The sequence below is a fragment of the Microbacterium sp. Beta genome (genome assembly GCF_005502545.1).
In the GTDB taxonomy this organism is placed as follows: Bacteria; Actinomycetota; Actinomycetes; order Actinomycetales; family Microbacteriaceae; genus Microbacterium; species Microbacterium oxydans.
On sequence record NZ_SCOG01000023.1, the window covers coordinates 1 to 17,118 of the forward strand.

General features: G+C 66.9%; 18 protein-coding genes. 14 read left to right on the top strand and 4 right to left on the bottom strand.

Going from position 1 to position 17,118, the window contains the following annotated elements; all coding sequences use genetic code 11:
• The 9 genes from FFS56_RS20620 to FFS56_RS16700 all read left to right on the top strand — a co-directional run.
• Positions 1-1,314: hypothetical protein (locus FFS56_RS20620; protein WP_212742677.1), on the top strand; the 1,314-nt coding region annotated here is incomplete at its 5' end.
• Complete coding sequence (locus tag FFS56_RS16665) at positions 1,307-2,818, top strand: SCO6880 family protein (protein ID WP_067117755.1); 1,512 nt, start codon at positions 1,307-1,309, stop codon at positions 2,816-2,818. The genes FFS56_RS20620 and FFS56_RS16665, both read left to right, overlap by 8 nt.
• A gap of 5 nt (positions 2,819-2,823) precedes the next feature.
• Positions 2,824-4,503, top strand: a complete 1,680-nt coding sequence (locus FFS56_RS16670) for a hypothetical protein (RefSeq protein WP_212742678.1) — start codon at positions 2,824-2,826, stop codon at positions 4,501-4,503.
• Positions 4,503-6,248 carry a TraM recognition domain-containing protein gene (locus FFS56_RS16675; RefSeq protein WP_137772147.1) on the top strand — a complete coding sequence of 582 codons (1,746 nt, stop codon included), beginning with the start codon at positions 4,503-4,505 and terminating at the stop codon, positions 6,246-6,248. Before FFS56_RS16670 ends, FFS56_RS16675 begins: the two co-directional genes overlap by 1 nt.
• Complete coding sequence (locus FFS56_RS16680; RefSeq protein ID WP_067117765.1) at positions 6,241-6,621, top strand: DUF4913 domain-containing protein; 381 nt, start codon at positions 6,241-6,243, stop codon at positions 6,619-6,621. Before FFS56_RS16675 ends, FFS56_RS16680 begins: the two co-directional genes overlap by 8 nt.
• Positions 6,622-6,719: 98 nt before the next feature.
• Positions 6,720-7,310, top strand: a complete 591-nt coding sequence (locus FFS56_RS16685; RefSeq protein WP_137772148.1) for a hypothetical protein — start codon at positions 6,720-6,722, stop codon at positions 7,308-7,310.
• Between the two features lie 6 nt (positions 7,311-7,316).
• Complete coding sequence (locus FFS56_RS16690; protein ID WP_137772149.1) at positions 7,317-7,715, top strand: hypothetical protein; 399 nt, start codon at positions 7,317-7,319, stop codon at positions 7,713-7,715.
• Complete coding sequence (locus FFS56_RS16695) at positions 7,708-8,595, top strand: hypothetical protein (protein ID WP_137772150.1); 888 nt, start codon at positions 7,708-7,710, stop codon at positions 8,593-8,595. Before FFS56_RS16690 ends, FFS56_RS16695 begins: the two co-directional genes overlap by 8 nt.
• Positions 8,592-9,497 carry a CPBP family glutamic-type intramembrane protease gene (locus FFS56_RS16700; RefSeq protein ID WP_137772151.1) on the top strand — a complete coding sequence of 302 codons (906 nt, stop codon included), beginning with the start codon at positions 8,592-8,594 and terminating at the stop codon, positions 9,495-9,497. Before FFS56_RS16695 ends, FFS56_RS16700 begins: the two co-directional genes overlap by 4 nt.
• 84 nt (positions 9,498-9,581) lie before the next feature.
• Here FFS56_RS16700 and FFS56_RS16705 read toward each other — a convergent pair whose 3' ends face one another.
• The 4 genes from FFS56_RS16705 to FFS56_RS16720 all read right to left on the bottom strand — a co-directional run bounded on the left by FFS56_RS16705 (position 9,582) and on the right by FFS56_RS16720 (position 12,082).
• On the bottom strand, positions 9,582-9,788 hold the full coding sequence (locus FFS56_RS16705) for a hypothetical protein (RefSeq protein ID WP_113681861.1): 207 nt from the start codon (positions 9,786-9,788) through the stop codon (positions 9,582-9,584).
• Positions 9,789-10,010: 222 nt separating this feature from the next.
• The gene (locus FFS56_RS16710; RefSeq protein WP_137772152.1) at positions 10,011-10,256 is read right to left on the bottom strand and encodes a MarR family transcriptional regulator; all 246 of its coding nucleotides are present in this window, start codon (positions 10,254-10,256) and stop codon (positions 10,011-10,013) included.
• 170 nt (positions 10,257-10,426) lie between these two features.
• Positions 10,427-10,816 carry an IS5 family transposase gene (locus tag FFS56_RS16715; RefSeq protein WP_171011026.1) on the bottom strand — a complete coding sequence of 130 codons (390 nt, stop codon included), beginning with the start codon at positions 10,814-10,816 and terminating at the stop codon, positions 10,427-10,429.
• Between the two features lie 144 nt (positions 10,817-10,960).
• On the bottom strand, positions 10,961-12,082 hold the full coding sequence (locus FFS56_RS16720) for a LacI family DNA-binding transcriptional regulator (RefSeq protein ID WP_137772154.1): 1,122 nt from the start codon (positions 12,080-12,082) through the stop codon (positions 10,961-10,963).
• A gap of 169 nt (positions 12,083-12,251) precedes the next feature.
• Between FFS56_RS16720 and FFS56_RS16725 the strand changes: the two genes are divergently transcribed.
• From FFS56_RS16725 to FFS56_RS16745, 5 genes are read left to right on the top strand one after another with little or no spacing between them, the layout of a single operon-like run.
• A complete protein-coding gene (locus FFS56_RS16725) occupies positions 12,252-13,109 on the top strand; it encodes an ABC transporter substrate-binding protein (RefSeq protein ID WP_137772179.1) in 858 nt (285 codons plus the stop codon).
• Positions 13,110-13,162: 53 nt separating this feature from the next.
• Positions 13,163-13,957, top strand: coding sequence for an amino acid ABC transporter permease (locus FFS56_RS16730; RefSeq protein ID WP_137772155.1), 795 nt, complete (start codon positions 13,163-13,165; stop codon positions 13,955-13,957).
• Positions 13,954-14,724 carry an amino acid ABC transporter ATP-binding protein gene (locus FFS56_RS16735; RefSeq protein ID WP_137772156.1) on the top strand — a complete coding sequence of 257 codons (771 nt, stop codon included), beginning with the start codon at positions 13,954-13,956 and terminating at the stop codon, positions 14,722-14,724. Before FFS56_RS16730 ends, FFS56_RS16735 begins: the two co-directional genes overlap by 4 nt.
• Positions 14,724-15,755, top strand: coding sequence for a Gfo/Idh/MocA family oxidoreductase (locus tag FFS56_RS16740; protein WP_137772157.1), 1,032 nt, complete (start codon positions 14,724-14,726; stop codon positions 15,753-15,755). Before FFS56_RS16735 ends, FFS56_RS16740 begins: the two co-directional genes overlap by 1 nt.
• A 25-nt stretch (positions 15,756-15,780) precedes the next feature.
• The gene (locus FFS56_RS16745; RefSeq protein WP_137772158.1) at positions 15,781-16,956 is read left to right on the top strand and encodes an FAD-binding oxidoreductase; all 1,176 of its coding nucleotides are present in this window, start codon (positions 15,781-15,783) and stop codon (positions 16,954-16,956) included.
• Positions 16,957-17,118: the final 162 nt, after the last annotated feature.

The window sequence follows — 17,118 nt, forward strand, 5'->3', positions numbered from 1 at the left end:
TGCGAAGGGTTCGATCCTCTGTGCTGGGCTGGTGAGGGAATCGGCAACGCTGCCAATAGCGCGTTCACGGATTTCGTGCGTGATATCTGGAAGCTGCTGATCGATTTTCTCGGGTGGATCAACTCGTTCTGGGTGGGCATCCCGAGTGCGGATGTGACGGCCCCGGCGATTGGTCAGATCAACGGGTGGATGGGCTGGTACACCGCCGCGATTGCGTTGATCGGGCTTCTTATCGGTCTGGGTCGCATGGCGATCTCGAACGACTTCAAGGCCGGTCTGCCGGCGGTCAAGATGGTTGTGAACCTCATCCTGGTCACGGGCGTGTACGCGGTGGCGTTCGCGGGTCTGATGACGGCGGGCGACCAGTTCGCGCCGTGGATCATCCAGAAGGCGACGGGGGAGGAGCTGAGCCTATCGGGCATGCTGTCTCTCTCGGAGATGATGCTGATCTACCCGGGCGGCGGGCTGTTCCTCGCGATCATCGGCCTGCTCGGCGCCGTTGTGAACGTCCTGTTCATGGTGATCCAGGGTGCTCTCGCGTCCACGATGTTCGCCCTGCTGCCAGCGGTGGCCGCGGGCAGCGGGACTGAGATGGGATCGAACGCATTTCGTCAGCTGCAGGGCTGGTTGCTGGCCGTGATTCTGTTCAAGCCGGTGGCTGCGATCATCTACGCCTTCGGGATGATGCAGATGAAGAACCCGCCGGCGATCGAGGGCCTCGATGACATCGGGAAGTCGATCTACAACGCCTGCGTCGCCATGGTGATTCTCGGCATGGCGGCCCTCGCTCTGCCGGCACTGATCAAGTTCCTGGTGCCGGTGGCAGCGGCGGCAACCTCGAACGCGTTCTCGGGTGGCGCGGCGGTCGCTGGCGTTGCTGCAGCCGGGTCGGCCGTCGTGATGGTCGGGGCGGTAGCCGCGACCGGTGGAGCGGCTGCACCGGCCGCGGGCGCTGCTGCAGGAGCCGGTGGTGCCGGCGCCGCGGCCGGTGGCGCTGCATCGACTGCAGCTGCAGGTGGAGCGGCTGCCGGAGGCACCGCGGCGTCGACGGGCGCTGCTACCGGGGGAGCGGCGGCGAGCGGAGGAACGGGCGCTGCTACGGCGGCCGAGTCCGGTACGTCGGCCGCCGCATCCTCGCCGTCGACGAGCCCGGGCGGTGCGGCACCTGCCGCTGTGGACAGCGGTGGAGCTGCGCCCTCGAGCGGCGGTAGTTCCTCTGGGTGGAATGCGGCGGGATCCGCGATGAACAGTCTCGGCAGCTCGGCATCGAGCAGCAGTAACGGAATTGACGAACAGGGGTCGAACGATGAGTAGCAATGACACCACGATGGTGGAGCACGGCAACATCGTCATGCCCGCCAAGCTCGGCATCGGCGGGCTGGGTGCGGGTGTGACGTTCGGGTCTATCCCGTTCGCACTCGTCCTCATTGGATGCATCGTGCGCGGCTGGTGGCTTGCTGCCGGCATCATCACGCTCCTCGGTGTGGCCGCGGCGGTAGTGACCGTGGTCACCGTCAAGCAGGGCCGCAACTGGTATCGGCGCAAGGCGAACCGCATGGCGTTCCGCGCTGCGGAGCGTCGCGGCGACACACTTCTGGTTGCGGGGCCTGCGGGACGGATCCCGGATGGGAGCTTCCGTCTGCCGGGCCTGCTTACGGCGTCAGAGCTGAGCGAGCACAAAGACAGCTACGGCAACCCGTTCGGGATGATCCGTCTCGCTACAGCGACGACAAAGCACTACACCGTGGTGATCGAGTGCTTCCCCGATGGGGACTCGCTCGTGGATCAGGACAGGATCAACCGGCAGGTCGCCCATTGGGGTGGCTGGCTCGCGCAGCTGGGTGTGGAGGATTCGATCGTCGGCGCATCTGTCACGATCGAGAGCGCGCCGGACTCTGGCCTGCGGCTGCGGCGCATGGTCGCGGAGAACGTGTCTGACCACGGCAGCGACTTCTCCACCGCTGTTGTCGGTGGCCTCGCGGACACGCTGTCGGGCGGTGCTCCTCAGCTGAGCACGCGTCTGGCTCTGACGTTCAATGGCACGGGTCTGGAGTCGAAGAACTCCGATCGTGGCGTGCAGGAGATGGCGGACGAGATCGGCAACCGCCTCCCGGTCCTGTTGGCTTCGCTGGGCATGACGGGAGCTGGCACCGGGGCGCAGGCGTGCACGGCGCAGGACATCGTGGACTTCACCCGCGTGGCGTACGACCCGACGGTGTCGGCCCGCGTCGAGCAGGCCCGCCAGGAGGGCGGGACGGGCTTGACTTGGTCGGAGGCCGGCCCTGCGTTCTCCGAGGCGAAGTACGACCGGTACTACCACGACCGTGGTGTGTCGAAGTCGTGGACGATGTACGAGGGTCCGCGATCGAAGTTCTACGCGACGGCGCTGCGCCGCGCATTCGAGCCGATGAAGGGCGTTCTCCGCAAGCGGGTGACGATCCTGTATCGTCCGATCCCCGCTGGGGATGCGCCGGATGTGATCGAGGCCGAGATCAACAACGCGCAGTTCAACTCGTCGACGAAGCAGCGCGCGACGGCCCGGCAGAAGAACCGCATCCGGTTCGCGAACAAGGCGGCCGAGGAGGAGGCCGCGGGTGCGGGTCTCATCCGGTTCGGCATGATCATCACCACGACGTGCCGGACGAACGATGAGTTCCCGCGTCTGGAGAAGGTCATTCCGTCGCTGACGAATCAGGCGCGGCTCAAGATCCGTGAGGCGCTGGGGAACGAGGACGTGGCATTCCTCGCGGGCCTGCCCCTGGGTGTGGTTCTGCCCGCGCACATGACGTTGCCCGATCAGATTAGGGACTGGCTGTGATGACGATGACGACGACGAGAGCGCAACGACGACAGACGGAGGCGGGAGAGCTGCGGCTGACCCCGCGTGAGGCAAAGCGCCTGGAGCACAAGGTGCGACCCCCGGCTGTCACGCCGCTGCAGCGCTGGCTGCAGTTCCTCGACCGCACCCGAACGCAGCGCCGCCGTGCGCTGGGGCGTGCGGGTCGTCGAGGCTGGCGTACCAGCGGCACGGGGCGGATGCCCTGGATCGAGCCGCTGCCGGAGGCGCAGGGCACCACGGTGCAGGTGTGCGGTCTCTGGCCGTTCATCGCCGGTTCGAGCGACCTTCCCGTGGGCGTCCCCCTCGGGAAGAATCTGCTGAAAGGCACGGTGGTCTGCGCCGATCCGATCAGTTGGTTCCTCGCCAATCTGATCAATCAGCCCTCGTGCTTCGTTCTGGGCCGTCCCGGCCTGGGAAAGTCGACGCTCGTACGTCGCATGGTGACGGTGCTGGAGGCCTGGGGGCACATCCCGATGGTCCTCAGTGACACGAAGCCTGACTACGTTGATCTGATCGACGCGCTGGGCGGGCAGGTGTTCCACCTGGGCCCTGGCCAGGAAGTCATCAACATCCTCGATTTCAGCCAGTTGCTGAGCGAGCTCGAGCAGATCCCCGACGACATCACCCGTGGCGACGCGCCGCGGCGTGAGGCGATCGACGCGATGAAGCGGCGTCGGGCCACTCTCGTGACGGGTCTGCTGGAGCTGGGCCGTGATGCCCGGATCAGCGAGAAGGAACGCAGCATGGTCGTGGAGGGCCTGCGCATCCTCGATGAAGAATTCGACATCGAGAAGGAAGGCCGGCAGCCGCGGATTAGCGACCTGGTGGCCCTGGTGCGTTCTCGTCACCCGCGCCTCGCCGCGATCGCGCAAGACCGTGGCGATGAAGAACGGTATGCGGAGCGCGCGGAGCTGCTGCTGGACGGTCTGATTGCGTTGACCTCGTCGGGTGTGTACGGGTCGATCTTCGACGGTGATAGCACCGTGCAGATCGAGGCCGGTCGGCCGGTCGTGTTCGATCTGTCGTCGATTGATGACGGCGACCTGACGCTGCAGGCGGCCGTGCAGGCCGTGTCGTGGTCGTTCGGGTCTGCGGTCGTCGACGCGGAGAAGTACCTCGCGGATGCCGCCCTGCGGCCCCGCCGTCACTACTTCCTGGTGATGGATGAGCTGTGGCGCATGCTGCGCGCCAGTTCGGCGATGGTGTTCTTCGTCGACGCGCTGACGCGTCTGAACCGTGCACGCGGTATCGCACAGGCGATGATCACGCACACGATGGATGACCTCAAGCTGTCGTCTGATGAGCTGACGACGATCGCGTGGGGCTTCGTGGCCCGGTCCGCGATGGTGTTCATCGGCGGGCTCGCGCAGTCCGAGATGGGGAACCTGGAGCAGGTGTTCGCGATGTCGGCACGCGAGAAGTCGATGATCATGGACTGGAGTGCCGACGGTTCGCTGAACCCGCACACGGGCACACAGGCGGTCCCGCCTGGGCGAGGAAAGTTCTTGCTCAAGATCGGCAAGAAGCCGGGGACACCGTTCGAGGTGGAACTCACGGCTGCAGAGATGGACGTGAACAACACGAACCGGGCCTGGACGACAGCGGCAGAGCGGTTCCGTGCGAACGCGGCGCGCGTGACCGAGACGCTGGAGGAGGCGGCCTGATGCGCCCGAACCGGCGGGCACAACCTCTCGCGGCCGACACCGGGTGGCTGGTGATCGGCGGGGTACTCGCGGTGGCGATGTTCGTCGGGGTGCTGGGCTGGTTGGCTGCGCTCACCAACCCCGGCGTCGACGAGCTCGGCCGGCGTGACCCTTTCACGGTGCTGGCGGCTGTTCTGACAGGGAAGCTGTCGCCGGCGCCGCTGCAGGTCGTGATCTTCCTGCTCGGGCTGATTGTCCTGGGGGTGGCGGCCGCCGCGATCGCCACGCTGGCGCTGCGGCGCCGGTCATCGGGATCCCGGGTCGACCACAAGGCGGCGTCGATGGGACAGATCCGCGAGCTGGATGAGATGACGCAGAAGAAGGTCGCGGAGGACACCGCCCGTCTCGGCGCAGAAGGCGCAGCGGACGGTGTCCCGCTCGGCCGACACGTCCCGTCCGGCAAGTTCCTCTTCGGTACGTGGGAGTGGGTGCAGATCTGGCTCATGGGACCGCGTGCGGGCAAGACGAGCTGCGTGTGCGTGCCGCAGATCCTGGAGACGCAGGGGCCGGTGTTCGCGACGTCGAACAAGCGAGACATCGTCGACCTCACCCGCGGGCCGCGATCGGAGATCGGCCGCATGTGGATCCACGACGTGCAGGACATCATCGGGGCGGAGCCCACCTGGTGGTGGAATCCGCTGTCGTTCGTGACGAACTTCGAACGTGCGGAGAAGCTTGTCGACGTGTTCGTCTCGGCCGCGCAAGAAGCTGACGCGAAGGAAGATGCGTACTTCGGGCCGGCCGGCCGGGAGACACTCGCGCGGTTGTTCCTCACCGCTGCGGTGACGGGGAGACCCATCACTGACGTGTACCTGTGGGCGATGGATCCCAGCGGGCGGGATCCCGAGATCGGAGATCCGTCTGTGCTGCTCGTCGAGGACGACTACACGCAGGCACAGGGCCTCTCGAAGACGCAGACGCTCACGGAGAAGCAGCGTGACGGCGTGTACGGCACGGTGCGGACCTTTATCGGCGTCCTGGCCAACAAGAAGGTGCTCCCGTGGATCACGGACACCGACGGGCGACCGCACTTCGACCCGTACGACTTCGTCAAGTCCACAGACACCGTCTACGCGATCTCTCGCGAGGGCGGTGGTAGCGCCAGGGCAATCACCGCGGCGCTGACGATGGCGGTCCTCACGGCCGCCGAGGAAGTCGGTTCCCGGATGCGTGGCGGCCGCCTCGCAACACCGTTGATGGCGGTCCTCGACGAGGCCGCGAACGTGTGCCGGTGGCGAGACCTGCCCGACGTGTATTCGCACTACGGCAGCCGCGGCATCATCGTCTCCACGTTCTTCCAGTCCTGGCAACAGGGCGTCGAAGCGTTCGGCATCAACGGGATGGACAAGCTCTGGGGAGCCGCGAATATTCGCGCCTCGGGCAGCGGCCTCGCGGACGATAAGTTCCTCCCGCACCTGTCCCAGCTGATCGGTGACCACGACGTGGTGCACCGCACCAGCACCCAGCAGCACGGAGGCCGGTCGACGACGACCAGCATCAGCCGCGAGCGGATCTTCGACGTCTCGGAACTCGCAGCGATGCCGCGCGGCCGCGCGGTGATGATCCCCGCCACACAGCCGGCGACGCTGTTCGCGCTCGAGCACTGGTCGGCGAAACCGTACGGCGAGAAAGTGGCCGCGAGCCGCGACTACTACGAAGCGCAGGCGGTCCAGACGGGACACCTCGAGGAGACATCGAATGTCTGATTACGACGACGAGACCCCGGATGAGCCCGAGGTCGAAACGTACTACCCGAACGTGTATATGTGGGTCGAACACTGGCTGTTGCCGCACTGGAAGCGTGACCTGTCCCCGGCTCGGTGGGATGCCCGCTGGTGGGAGTACACCGAGGTCCTCAGCCGGTTCGAGGCCCTGTGGCGGGCGTGGGAGTTCCTGCGCCTTGAAGGGCCGACCGGTATGGCGGTCTTCTTCCGCGACTACCTCGACACGGCCATGCCGATCATCACGGCCAGCGATGGCCCGTTCTGGCGCGTCGAGAAGGTCTCTCGAACGCGCACGCTGCCCGAACAGTGGCCGAGCGAGCTTCCCTCGCCCGAGGACATGCCCGACCTGGTCTGACCGGAGCTGACGCGATGCTGTTCTATGACATCTTCTTCCTCGTCCTGGCGGCGGTGGGAGCGGCTTTTCTCCTGGTGCCTGTCTTTCGGGATCCCGGGATGGCACGTCGCAAGCGCGTCACCCGCTGGGTCCACGCGATCGGCGTGTGCCTGGTGGCGGTGGCTCTCGTGGCCGTCGGCCGGACGTCGGCCGAGTGGGCCGAGTGGGCCGCGTTTCTCGTCCTCGCCGTCGCGGCCGTCTGGGCGCTGGTGATCCTCGCGCTCCGCCTCCAGGACCGCATCGAGCAGACTCGGGGACTCAGAGCAGATGCCACGCTAGGTCAGCTGGCCGCCCCGACACCGATCTCCGCGACCCGGGCGTTCTTCCACTGGATCGCCTGGTCGGTGGGAGGGGGCACGGTCCTCCTGCTGGCAGTGATGCTGCTAGGCGGGGTTCTGGAGCCCGAACTGGCGTCGTCCGTGATGAACGTGCCGGACGCCTGGAAGCTGATCCTCGGTGCCGACATCCTGATCATCGTGGCGGCCGGGATCGGCGTGCTGATCCAAAAGCTCACGCGTGACGAGGCGGTCCGGTACCACGAGGCTCTGACAGAGGGCATCGCCGCCCGGTTGCGGGCGGAAGAGGCCGCCGGATACGGCAAGGGGTATTCGGATGCGCTGTCAGGAACCGCACCAAACGAAGGCAGCTAAGTACCCATGGGACTGTTTTCGCGGCGCGGTAGTGCAGAGCTGATCACCGATCTGCGGCCGGGGGAGATCTTCGTGTTCGGATCGAACGCTGCGGGCTCTCATGCGGGCGGCGCCGCCCGACAGGCCGTGCGAGACTTCGGCGCCATCATGGGGCAGGCCCGCGGACTCCAGGGCCGCTCATACGCGCTGGTGTCGATGTCTGGTCTCGACGTGATCGCGGAGGAAACCGCCACGTTCTGCGCGTTCGCTCGCACGCATCCAGAGCTGACGTTCTTGGTGACGGAGATTGGGTGTGGCATCGCTGGCCACACCCCCGCAGAGGTCGCGCCGTTGTTCGCCGGGGCTCCGCGAAACGTCGTCCTTCCGCGCTCATTCCGGGAGCTTCTCGAGGGTGCACATGAGTGAGTCGGGAGAGCGGGCTCGTACAGCTGCTCTCGGGCGGCAGCGCGCGCAGGCCAAGCAGAGAGAGGCGCAAGCGATCCTCGATCGGATGCCGCCGCCGCGGTACCGGGTGGGAGCTGCGCGTGCGCATCGTCGTGCGGTCGATGACGCCTGGGTCGCTTTCCACCGTGCAGGGTACGAGATAAGAGAACACGAGAATGCTCTCGCGCATCTGGGTGCCGGCGCAGATCCGGATGAGTGGGGAGTGTTCAGCCTCGCTCCCGGCGTCAGCCTGGAGGCGACTCTCGCCCGACTTGAGGCGGGGCGACACGAGAATGCGGATCTGGCGGCCGCCGCCGCCGAACTGCGGCCGCTCGTCGCTCCCGCGCGGGCGTCAACCGTTCTCGGTGACGCTGCCGCCCGGAAGGAGATCGAACGGGCAGTGGCCGCCCTGGCGGCGCAGGCACCCCCCAGGCTCCTGCGCGAGCTCGTCAACCATCTCCCCGCCCGCGAGCGACCGTTGCCGGCACGCGCCGAGGATCTCGCTCACTACGGCAGGTACAAGCTGCTCGTCACCGAGGGCGCATCAGAGATCCGGCTCGACGACATCGTGATGGGCTCGGTGCGGGGGAGGGGCTTCGGCAGCTCACTCCTGCAGGAGCTATGCCGGTACGCAGACCATCGCTCCCTGCCGATCGTGTGCACCATGATGACCGACTACCCGGACCTGTCGCGGGATGCGTCCCCGGAGGAGTACAAGGCGGCCCAGCGGACCGCTGAGCGTCGCCTGGCCGGGTGGTACCACCGCCATGGCTTCCGGTCCTCTCGCCCCGTCGACGAGTGGAGATCCCGCACGGATCTACGGCGGGAACCCGGCCCCCACGAACGGAAGGAAACGACATGACCGAGAACACGACAGTCCCAGAGGATCGCGCGCGCACGACGCTGCGCGACGCGCTGCGACAGATCTGGGATGAGGTCGCGGCGCAGTTCGCGATCGACCGGACTGGCATCGCACGCCGCGATGTTCCTGCCCGGGCGAAGGTCGCAGCCTGGGCCGCGATCGCCGGAATCTACCTCGTGGGCTGGAGCGAGGGGGTCCGGGTTGCTGTCGTGATGCTGCTCGGATGGACTCCTGTGCCCGACACGTGGCCCACGGGTACCGTTGCGACCGCCACGGCGGGCATCGTACGACAGATCGCCGTGGTGTTGATGGCGGCCGCGTTGATCTGGGCGTTTCGTCGGTACGCGGGCGCTGAGGTACAACGTGCCACCTGGAGGACCGGCGTCAAGACGTTCCCCGTCGGCTACCTCGCCGTGTTCATCGGATTCACCCTCGCGGGGGCGCTCAGCACGGTCTTCGGGTTGCCGTCCAACGAGTTCGATCTTGCGCCGATCGATGACCCGCTTCTGCACGTTCTCAATATCGTCAACGATGGGATGGCCGGCCCAAGCGAGGAGCTGGCCCTTCTCGCGCTCGTCGTCGTTGCGCTCCGCGCCACCGGGCACAGCTGGACTGTGGTCCTCATCGCGGCGATTGCTGTGCGGGTGCCCTTTCACCTGTACTACGGCTGGGGTGCGATCGGCCTCGCCGCCTGGGCCCTCCTGATGGTTCTGCTGTACCGCCGCACGGGAGCTATCGTCGCCCTCATCCTCGAGCACGCCACGTTCAACATGCTCACTTACGCCGGCGCCATCGGATGGTCACTCAAGCTGATCTTCACGCTGTCTGGCCTCGTGGTCGTCGGCGTCGTCTTGACTAAAAGCATCGCGCAGCGAGAGAAGGCCGCAGCGGAGAAACCGTAGTGCGCTCGGCACACGTCGAGAGAGGGCCCCGCCAGCTCGGCGGGGCCCTCTCTCTTGAGTTCTGCCGGACAGCCCGCGCGGTGGTTACTCCCCAATTTCTCCGATGTGCTCGCCAGAGAGAGCGCGTTTGACGAGCTGCGCATGCTCGGCAGACACCGGGAACTGGATCTCGGCGCCGTCTGGGAAATGCTCATCCCCGGCACTGACCATGAGAAGGAAGTCGCCACTCGGGTACTGCGTGATGGTGAGTGATCCGCTTGTCAGCGACGGCTCCCCGTCGATGGTGCTCACCGGCCAAGTCAACGTGATCCGAAGGTTGTCGTTGTCCATCTGCACGCTCGATTCTCTAGAGACACCAGCCGCCCTCGTGACCCGCTATGGTGCACGAGTGAAGCACCTACACTATGGCTCAATTGTCATCGCGATCTCGGTGAGAATGTCAATCTGTTCTGAGACCGGTTTGTCACTCTGATTCGGGACCACCCCGTCGGCCAGCGAAGGGGGCGTGTGGGCTCATCGGAGTTGCTGATGGGAGTGGCGCAGGGTTGCCAGGAGGGCGGTCAGTTGGTGGGTGCCTGTTACGCCGAGCGCGGCGAAGAAGGACTCATCGGCATCCTCGACCGAGCGGTTCGCGTTAGTGATGAGGTCTTTGCCTCCTGCGGTGGGTGCGAGGAGTATTGCCCGGCCGTCCTGTGGGTGGGGTTGTCGTTCCAGCAGTCCCTTTCTCTCGAGTGCGCGGACCACTTGTGAGGTCATCATGGGGTCTGCCTCTCGCGCCGGCCACGCTGATCTCCCCGAGCGTCGCGGCCAGCATGCTGGTGTCCGCTGCTTGCCCCGGTGTCAGGATAAACGCGAGAGCGCGGCCTTTCCCATCACAGACCAGGTGATTCTTGGTCGTCAGCCCGCCACGCGAGCGGCCGATCGCGTGGTCAGGCGGCTCCTCGCCGAACTTCTTGTAGTTCGACGGATCCCCCTGTGGTTCGCGGGAGGGTGGCGCCGTGCTGGTGTACGCGGACGATCGTGGAGTCGATGGACGCGACCCAGTCCAGGTCCCCGGTCTGCTGAGCGAGGGACTGCACTTTCTCCAGCAACCGTGCCCAGACACCCTGATCGGCCCATCGGTTGAAGTTCTTATAGATCGTGTTCCAGTTCCCGAACCGCTCCGGCACATCCCGCCACGGCGCACCCGTACGGAAACGCCACGCCGTCGCCTCGACCACCGTGCGGCGGTCCACCGGCGGACGCCCCGTCGCCTTCACCTTCGGGAACAACGGACCGATCACAGCCCACGCCTCATCCGAGATCACATCACGCGACACCACTCAAGACTCGCCGACCGATCCATCAGAAGGCTTTAGCAACACGGCCTAGTAGAGCAGCGGCGAGCCGCGGCACCGTATCGGGCAGCGTTTGGTTGCCGCGATCAGCGATTTGGGCTGCTCGTTGCGTTTCCGCCATTCGGGTCACTGGATACTGCCCAGCAATCGGGCACGCGGTGGACCGACCGACCCGCGCTCGATGATCGCCTGCGGGAGCGTGTGCCGCACCGCGGGTCGCGCGTCGCCCTCAATCCGCTCGATCAGCAGACGTGCCGCCATCGCGCCAAGTTCGCGCTCCGGTTGCGAGATCACTGTGATCCCGGGTTCTGTGACGGATGTCCAGGGGGCGTTGTCGAAGGCGACGAGAGAGATATCGTCGGGGATGCGCAGCCCAATGTCACGGATCGCGCGGAACGCATGGATCGCAATCACGCTGTCAGAGGCGATGATGGACGTGACGGCAGAGTCGCCGGTGATTAGCTCGGTGACGGTGCGGCCGATGCCGTTGAGTTTCGCTCCGAGCCGTACGAACGCCAGGGGATCCGGGACGCCAGCTGCACGCAGCGCGGTACCGATGCCGCCTACACGATCGTCGATCACCGATGACGCGAGCCCCGGGCTGAACCGTAGGGAGCCATGCTCATCCCATACGGCGCGAGTCTCGACCGGCTCCAGGTCATTGAGAGTCGACACGTACGCGATGCGGCGGTGTCCGGCATCCAGGAGGACCTGGGCGAGACGTCGCGCGCCGGCGCGGTTCGCGGCGATCACGGCTTCGGCGTCGAAGTCGTAGACCACGCGGTCGAAGAACACGACGGGGCGGCCGGCGTCCGTGATGGGCGTGTAGTTCGAGGCGCGCAGCGACGATGCCGGCGCGATGAGCAGTCCGTCGACGCGTTTCGACAGCTGCACCTCGATGGCCGTCTCCTCGGCGTCGGGCTGCTCGCCGGAGTTCGAGAGGATCAGGTCGTAGCCGGCTGCGTCGGCGACGTCGGATGCTCCGCGGGTGGCCTGTGCGAAGGCGGGGTTCTCGATGTCGCCGACGATGATGCCGATGGTGTTCGAGCGTCCGGTGCTCATGCTGCGGGCGACCTCGTTCGGTCGATAGCCCAGTTCAGCCGCGGCATCGCGCACCCGCTGCCGCACCTTCGCGCTCACTGCGCCGTACTCGCCGAGCGCCCGTGCAGCGGTCGCTTTCGCGACTCCTGCCAGCGCTGCGACGTCGGCCACGGTCGCCCCGCGTCGCCCCTCACTCTGCGCACTCACCGAATGCACCCTCCCTCTTGACGCGGACTCTCAGCATATTGACGAGTCCTGCCGACGCGTGTACTCTCCTGGAAACACCCAATTGAGACCGGTCTCAATTTACACCGAGATCCTCTCACCTCCCCCACCCCGACACAGCAGCCCCTTCGAGAGGAGCCACATCGTGGCCATGAAATCCTTCCGCCGTATCGCGGTCGCCGCCGCAGTAGCCGGCGTTCTCGCCCTGACCGGATGCGCCCAGAGCGGCGCCGCCTCGTCCGGCGACGACGCCGGCGAAGAGAACCCGTACGGCCTCGTCACCCCCGGCCAGATCCGCGTGGCGAGCCTTGGCGATGCCAAGCCGTACACCTTCACCGACGAGAGCGGTGAGTTCACCGGCTTCGACGTCGAGCTCTTCACCGACGTCGCCGAGCGCATCGGCATCGACGACGTCGTCTTCACCGGCCAGGACTTCTCCGGCCTGCTGTCGGCCGTCGCGAACGGCCAGTTCGACGTGGGCGTCGCCGCGATCGGCATCACCGAGGAGCGCGAGCAGACGGTCGACTTCTCCGAGGGCTACCTGGCCGGATACCTGACCGTCATGGCCAGCCCCGACAGCGGCATCACCGACGAGGACAGCCTGGCTGGCAAGCGTCTCGGCGTCGTGCAGGGCACTCTGCAGGAGGCGTACGCGGTGAAGAACTTCACCGACACCGAGCTCGTGCGCTTCCCCGACAACAACTCCGCGATCTCCGCCGTCAACAGCGGCTCGGTCGACGCGCACTTCCTCGACTTCGAGGCGGCGAAGGAGTACGCCGAGCAGTACGGCCTCAAGAACGCCATCGACATCCCGTCGTTCGACGCCCCGGCCGGCTTCGCGATCGCCAAGGGCAAGGACGAGTTCAAGAAGGCCCTGGACGACGCCCTGCACGAGGCGATGGAGGACGGCACGTGGAAGGAGCTCTACGAGAAGTGGTTCCCCGGCTCCCCGATGCCCGACCAGTACCTCCCCAGCGCAGAGCAGGGCGAGGGCGACGACGGCGAGTAGTCGCCCCCAACGGATGCGGGGCTTCGGCCCCGCATCCTGACTAGGAGATCCTCATGGACTGGCTCGACAAGATCATCAAGACGTTCCTCGACTTCGACGCGATGCTGCAGGTCATGCCGCAGCTGCTCGGAACAGGCCTCGTCAACACGCTCATCATCTCGCTCGCGGCCACGGTGCTCGGCATCGTGATCGGCATGATCCTCGCGGTCATGGGCGTCTCCCGCACCGCCTGGTTGCGGGTTCCCGCCCGCATCTACACCGACATCTTCCGCGGCCTCCCCGCGATCCTCACCATCCTGCTCATCGGCCAGGGCTTCGCGGCACTGAGTCGGCAGGTCTTCGGCCCGTCTCCCTACCCGCTCGGGATCCTCGCGCTGAGCCTGATCGCCGGTGCCTACATCGGCGAGATCTTCCGCGCCGGCATCCAGAGCGTCGAACGCGGCCAGCTCGAGGCGTGCCGCGCTCTCGGGATGACGTACGGCAGCGCGATGCGGCTCGTGGTCGTGCCGCAGGGCATCCGCCGCGTGCTGCCGGCGCTGGTCAACCAGTTCATCGCGATCGTGAAGGACTCGAGCCTGGTGTACTTCCTGGGTCTGCTGGTGAGTGAGCGTGAGCTCTTCCGCGTCGGGCAGGATGCTGCAGTCCTCACCGGAAACCTGTCGCCGCTGGTGATGGCCGGCGTCTTCTATCTCGTGATCACGGTGCCGCTGACCCACCTCGTCAACTACTTCGACAACCGCTTCCGCACGGGTCGTCGCAAGGCGTCCCCGCCCAAGAGCGGCCTCGAAGAGGTCGCCGAACAGCAGCCCCCGCTCAGCCCGGTCTACACCCGAGGAGAGAACACATGACCTACACCTCGCCCCTCCCCGTGACCGACGGCCACTTCTACGAGGGCTCCCGTCTGCAGATCGAGAACCTCGAGATGGCGTACGGCGACATCGACGTGATCCGCGACGTCTCGATCACCGTCGAACCCGGCACCACGACGTGCATCATCGGCCCCTCGGGCTCGGGCAAGTCCACGCTGCTTCGCGGGGTGAACCGTCTGCACGAGCCGAAGGGCGGCCGTGTGCTGCTGGCCGACGACGATGCGCTCGCGCTGAAGCCCGACGTGCTGCGCCGCCGCGCGGGTCTCGTCTTCCAGCACTTCAACCTCTTCCCCGATCACACCGCGCTCGAGAACGTGGCGCTGGCGCTGCGCAACGTGAAGCGCAAGTCGAAGGGCGAGGCCGAGCGTATCGCCCTCGCCCGACTCACCGAGGTGGGTCTCGCGGAGCGCGCCGATCACCGACCGCGCGACCTCTCGGGTGGGCAGCAGCAGCGCGTCGCCATCGCCAGGGCGCTCGCCATGGAACCGGAACTGATGCTCTTCGACGAGGCCACCAGCGCGCTCGACCCCGAGCTCGTGAAGGGTGTGCTGAATCTGATGGCCGAGCTGGCGCAGCGCGGAATGACCATGCTCGTCGTCACACACGAGATGGGCTTCGCCCGCAAGGTCGCCGACCAGGTCGTGTTCATGGACGAGGGCCGTGTGGTCGAGGCCGGAACACCCGAGGAGATCTTCGACGCCCCGAAGAGCGACCGGCTGCGGCTGTTCCTCTCCGAGGTGCTCTAATGGCGATCCACACCGCGATCATCGGCTTCGGCACGGCAGGGCGGATCTTCCACGCACCGTTCCTCGCGGCGAGCGCGGAGTTCGAGATCGACGTGATCGTCACCGCCGACCCGGATCGGGCGGCGCAGGCTCGGCGGCAGCACCCGCAGGCGCGGGTGCTGCCTGACGCCGACTCGCTGTGGACGGATGCCGCCGATATCGACCTCGTCGTCGTCGCCTCCCCGAGCGGCACGCATGCCGCCCTCGCGGAGGCGGCTCTGCGGGCGGGATGCCACGTCGTCGTAGACAAGCCCTTCGTGGCCGATGCCGCGCAGGGTGAGGCACTCATCGCTCTCGCCGCCTCCGAGGGACTGAGGCTCACCGTCTTCCAGAACCGGCGGTGGGACGGCGACTTCCTCACACTCCGAGAGCTGGTGCGATCCGGACGGCTGGGAGAGATCCGGCGTTTCGAGTCGCGGTTCACCTGGTGGCAGCCGCAGGCTCCGCAGGGGTGGAAGGCCGATGCCCCGGCATCCGAGGCCGGCGGCATCCTGTTCGACCTGGGCCCGCATCTGATCGACCAGGCCCTGCAGCTGTTCGGTCCCGTGCGCGATGTGTACGCCGAGATCGATCGCCGGCGCGAGGGGGTGGCCGCTGACGACGATGTCTTCCTCGCCCTGGAACACGAGAACGGGGTCCGCTCGCACCTCTGGATGAGCGCTGTGGCTCCCACTCCGGGGCCGCGATTCCGGGTACTCGGGTCCGAGGCGGCGTACACGTCGTGCGGGCTGGACGGACAGGAGCCCGCGATGATCTCGGGTGCGCGCCCCGGCGACCCCGGATTCGGTGAAACGCCGGAAGCCGCATGGGGAACCCTCGACGCCGGCGAGCACAGCGAACGGATTCCGAGCGTTCGCGGCGACTATGGGGCGTTCTACGCCGGAGTCGCATCCGCGATCAACGACGGCGCGGCCGTTCCGGTCGATCCGACGGATGCCGTGGCCGGGCTGCGCGTGATCGCGGCCGCGCACGCGGCCGCACAACAGAAGTAACGACAGAAGAGAAGTAAGGAAGAACATGTCTGTAACTGGATCCGAGAAGATCGTCGTCATCGGCGGCGGCATCCTCGGCGCATCGACCACGGCGCACCTCGCGCGGGCCGGCGCCGACGTCACCCTCGTCACCCGCGGCGCGCTGGCCGACGGCGCATCGGGCCGTTCCATCGCGTGGCTGAACTCCTCGGGCGACCGCTCGACGGAGTACCACTACCTGCGCCTGCTCGGCATCGACCGCTACCGCACCTGGAGCGCAACCCGACCCGACAGCAGCGCCTACCTGCGATTCGACGGGGCGCTGAAGTGGGCGGGTCCGGGTGAGAGCTTCCGCTCGACGTTCGACTTCGAGCGGGCCGGCGGGTACGACGCCGTGTGGATGGACCGGGCTGACGTCGCACGCCACGCGCCGGATGTGAACGCCGATGCGGTGGCCGACGAGGGCGCGATCTTCAACCCCGGCGAGGGATGGGTGAACCTGCCGCACGTGATCGCCGCGTTCGTGGACGAGGCGCGGAACGACGGAGCGACGATCATCGAGAATGCCGGCGAGGCACGCGTCGAGGTTCACGACGACGCGGTCGTCGGTGTCGTGCTCGAGGACGGAAGCCGCATAGCCGCCGACCGCGTGGTGCTCGCGACCGGACCCAGCGTGCCGGGGCAGCTCGCCGAACTGGGCGTGGTGGTGCCCGATGCGTCACCTGCGGCGTTCGTGCTCTTCACCGAGCCGGTGGACTTCGAGGTGCGCACGGTGCTGAACACGCCGCGGGTCGCCGTGCGTCCGACACCGGATCGCCGGCTCGTGCTCGATGCGGGCTGGGCCGAGGAGTCGGTCATCGTCGGCGACGACGGCTCGATCACGGTGCCTGAGGAGTCGGTCCAGGGCCTGCTCGACGAGGCGTCGAAGGTGCTCACGGGAGCGCCGACGCTGGTCGCCGGGCACGTCGGCGCCGGGTGGAAGCCGATTCCCGGAGACGGTGATCCGGTCGCCGGTGCCGTCCCCGGCATCCGCGGTCTCTTCACCCTGTTCACTCACTCCGGTGCGACTCTTGGGTTGATCCTCGGGGAGCTCATGGCTGAACAGGTGCTCACTGGCATGGCGTCGCCTGTGCTGTCGGCCTTCCAAGTCGACCGCTTCGACGAGCAGGAGTTGCCTGCTGAGGTCGGTACCGACGCCTGGGCACCGGTCGCGCCGCACTAAGAGCGGCGCGGGGCACAAATCAGGGCGACTATCGCTGGGTTGCAGGAGGTAACTGCTCCCCGGTCGTTGGCAAGCTCATGACTTGCGTTCGATCTCCGGCGATGTAGTGATTCCTCAATGGGCCACACCACCAGGTTTGGCACCGTCGTCTCCATCGATAGC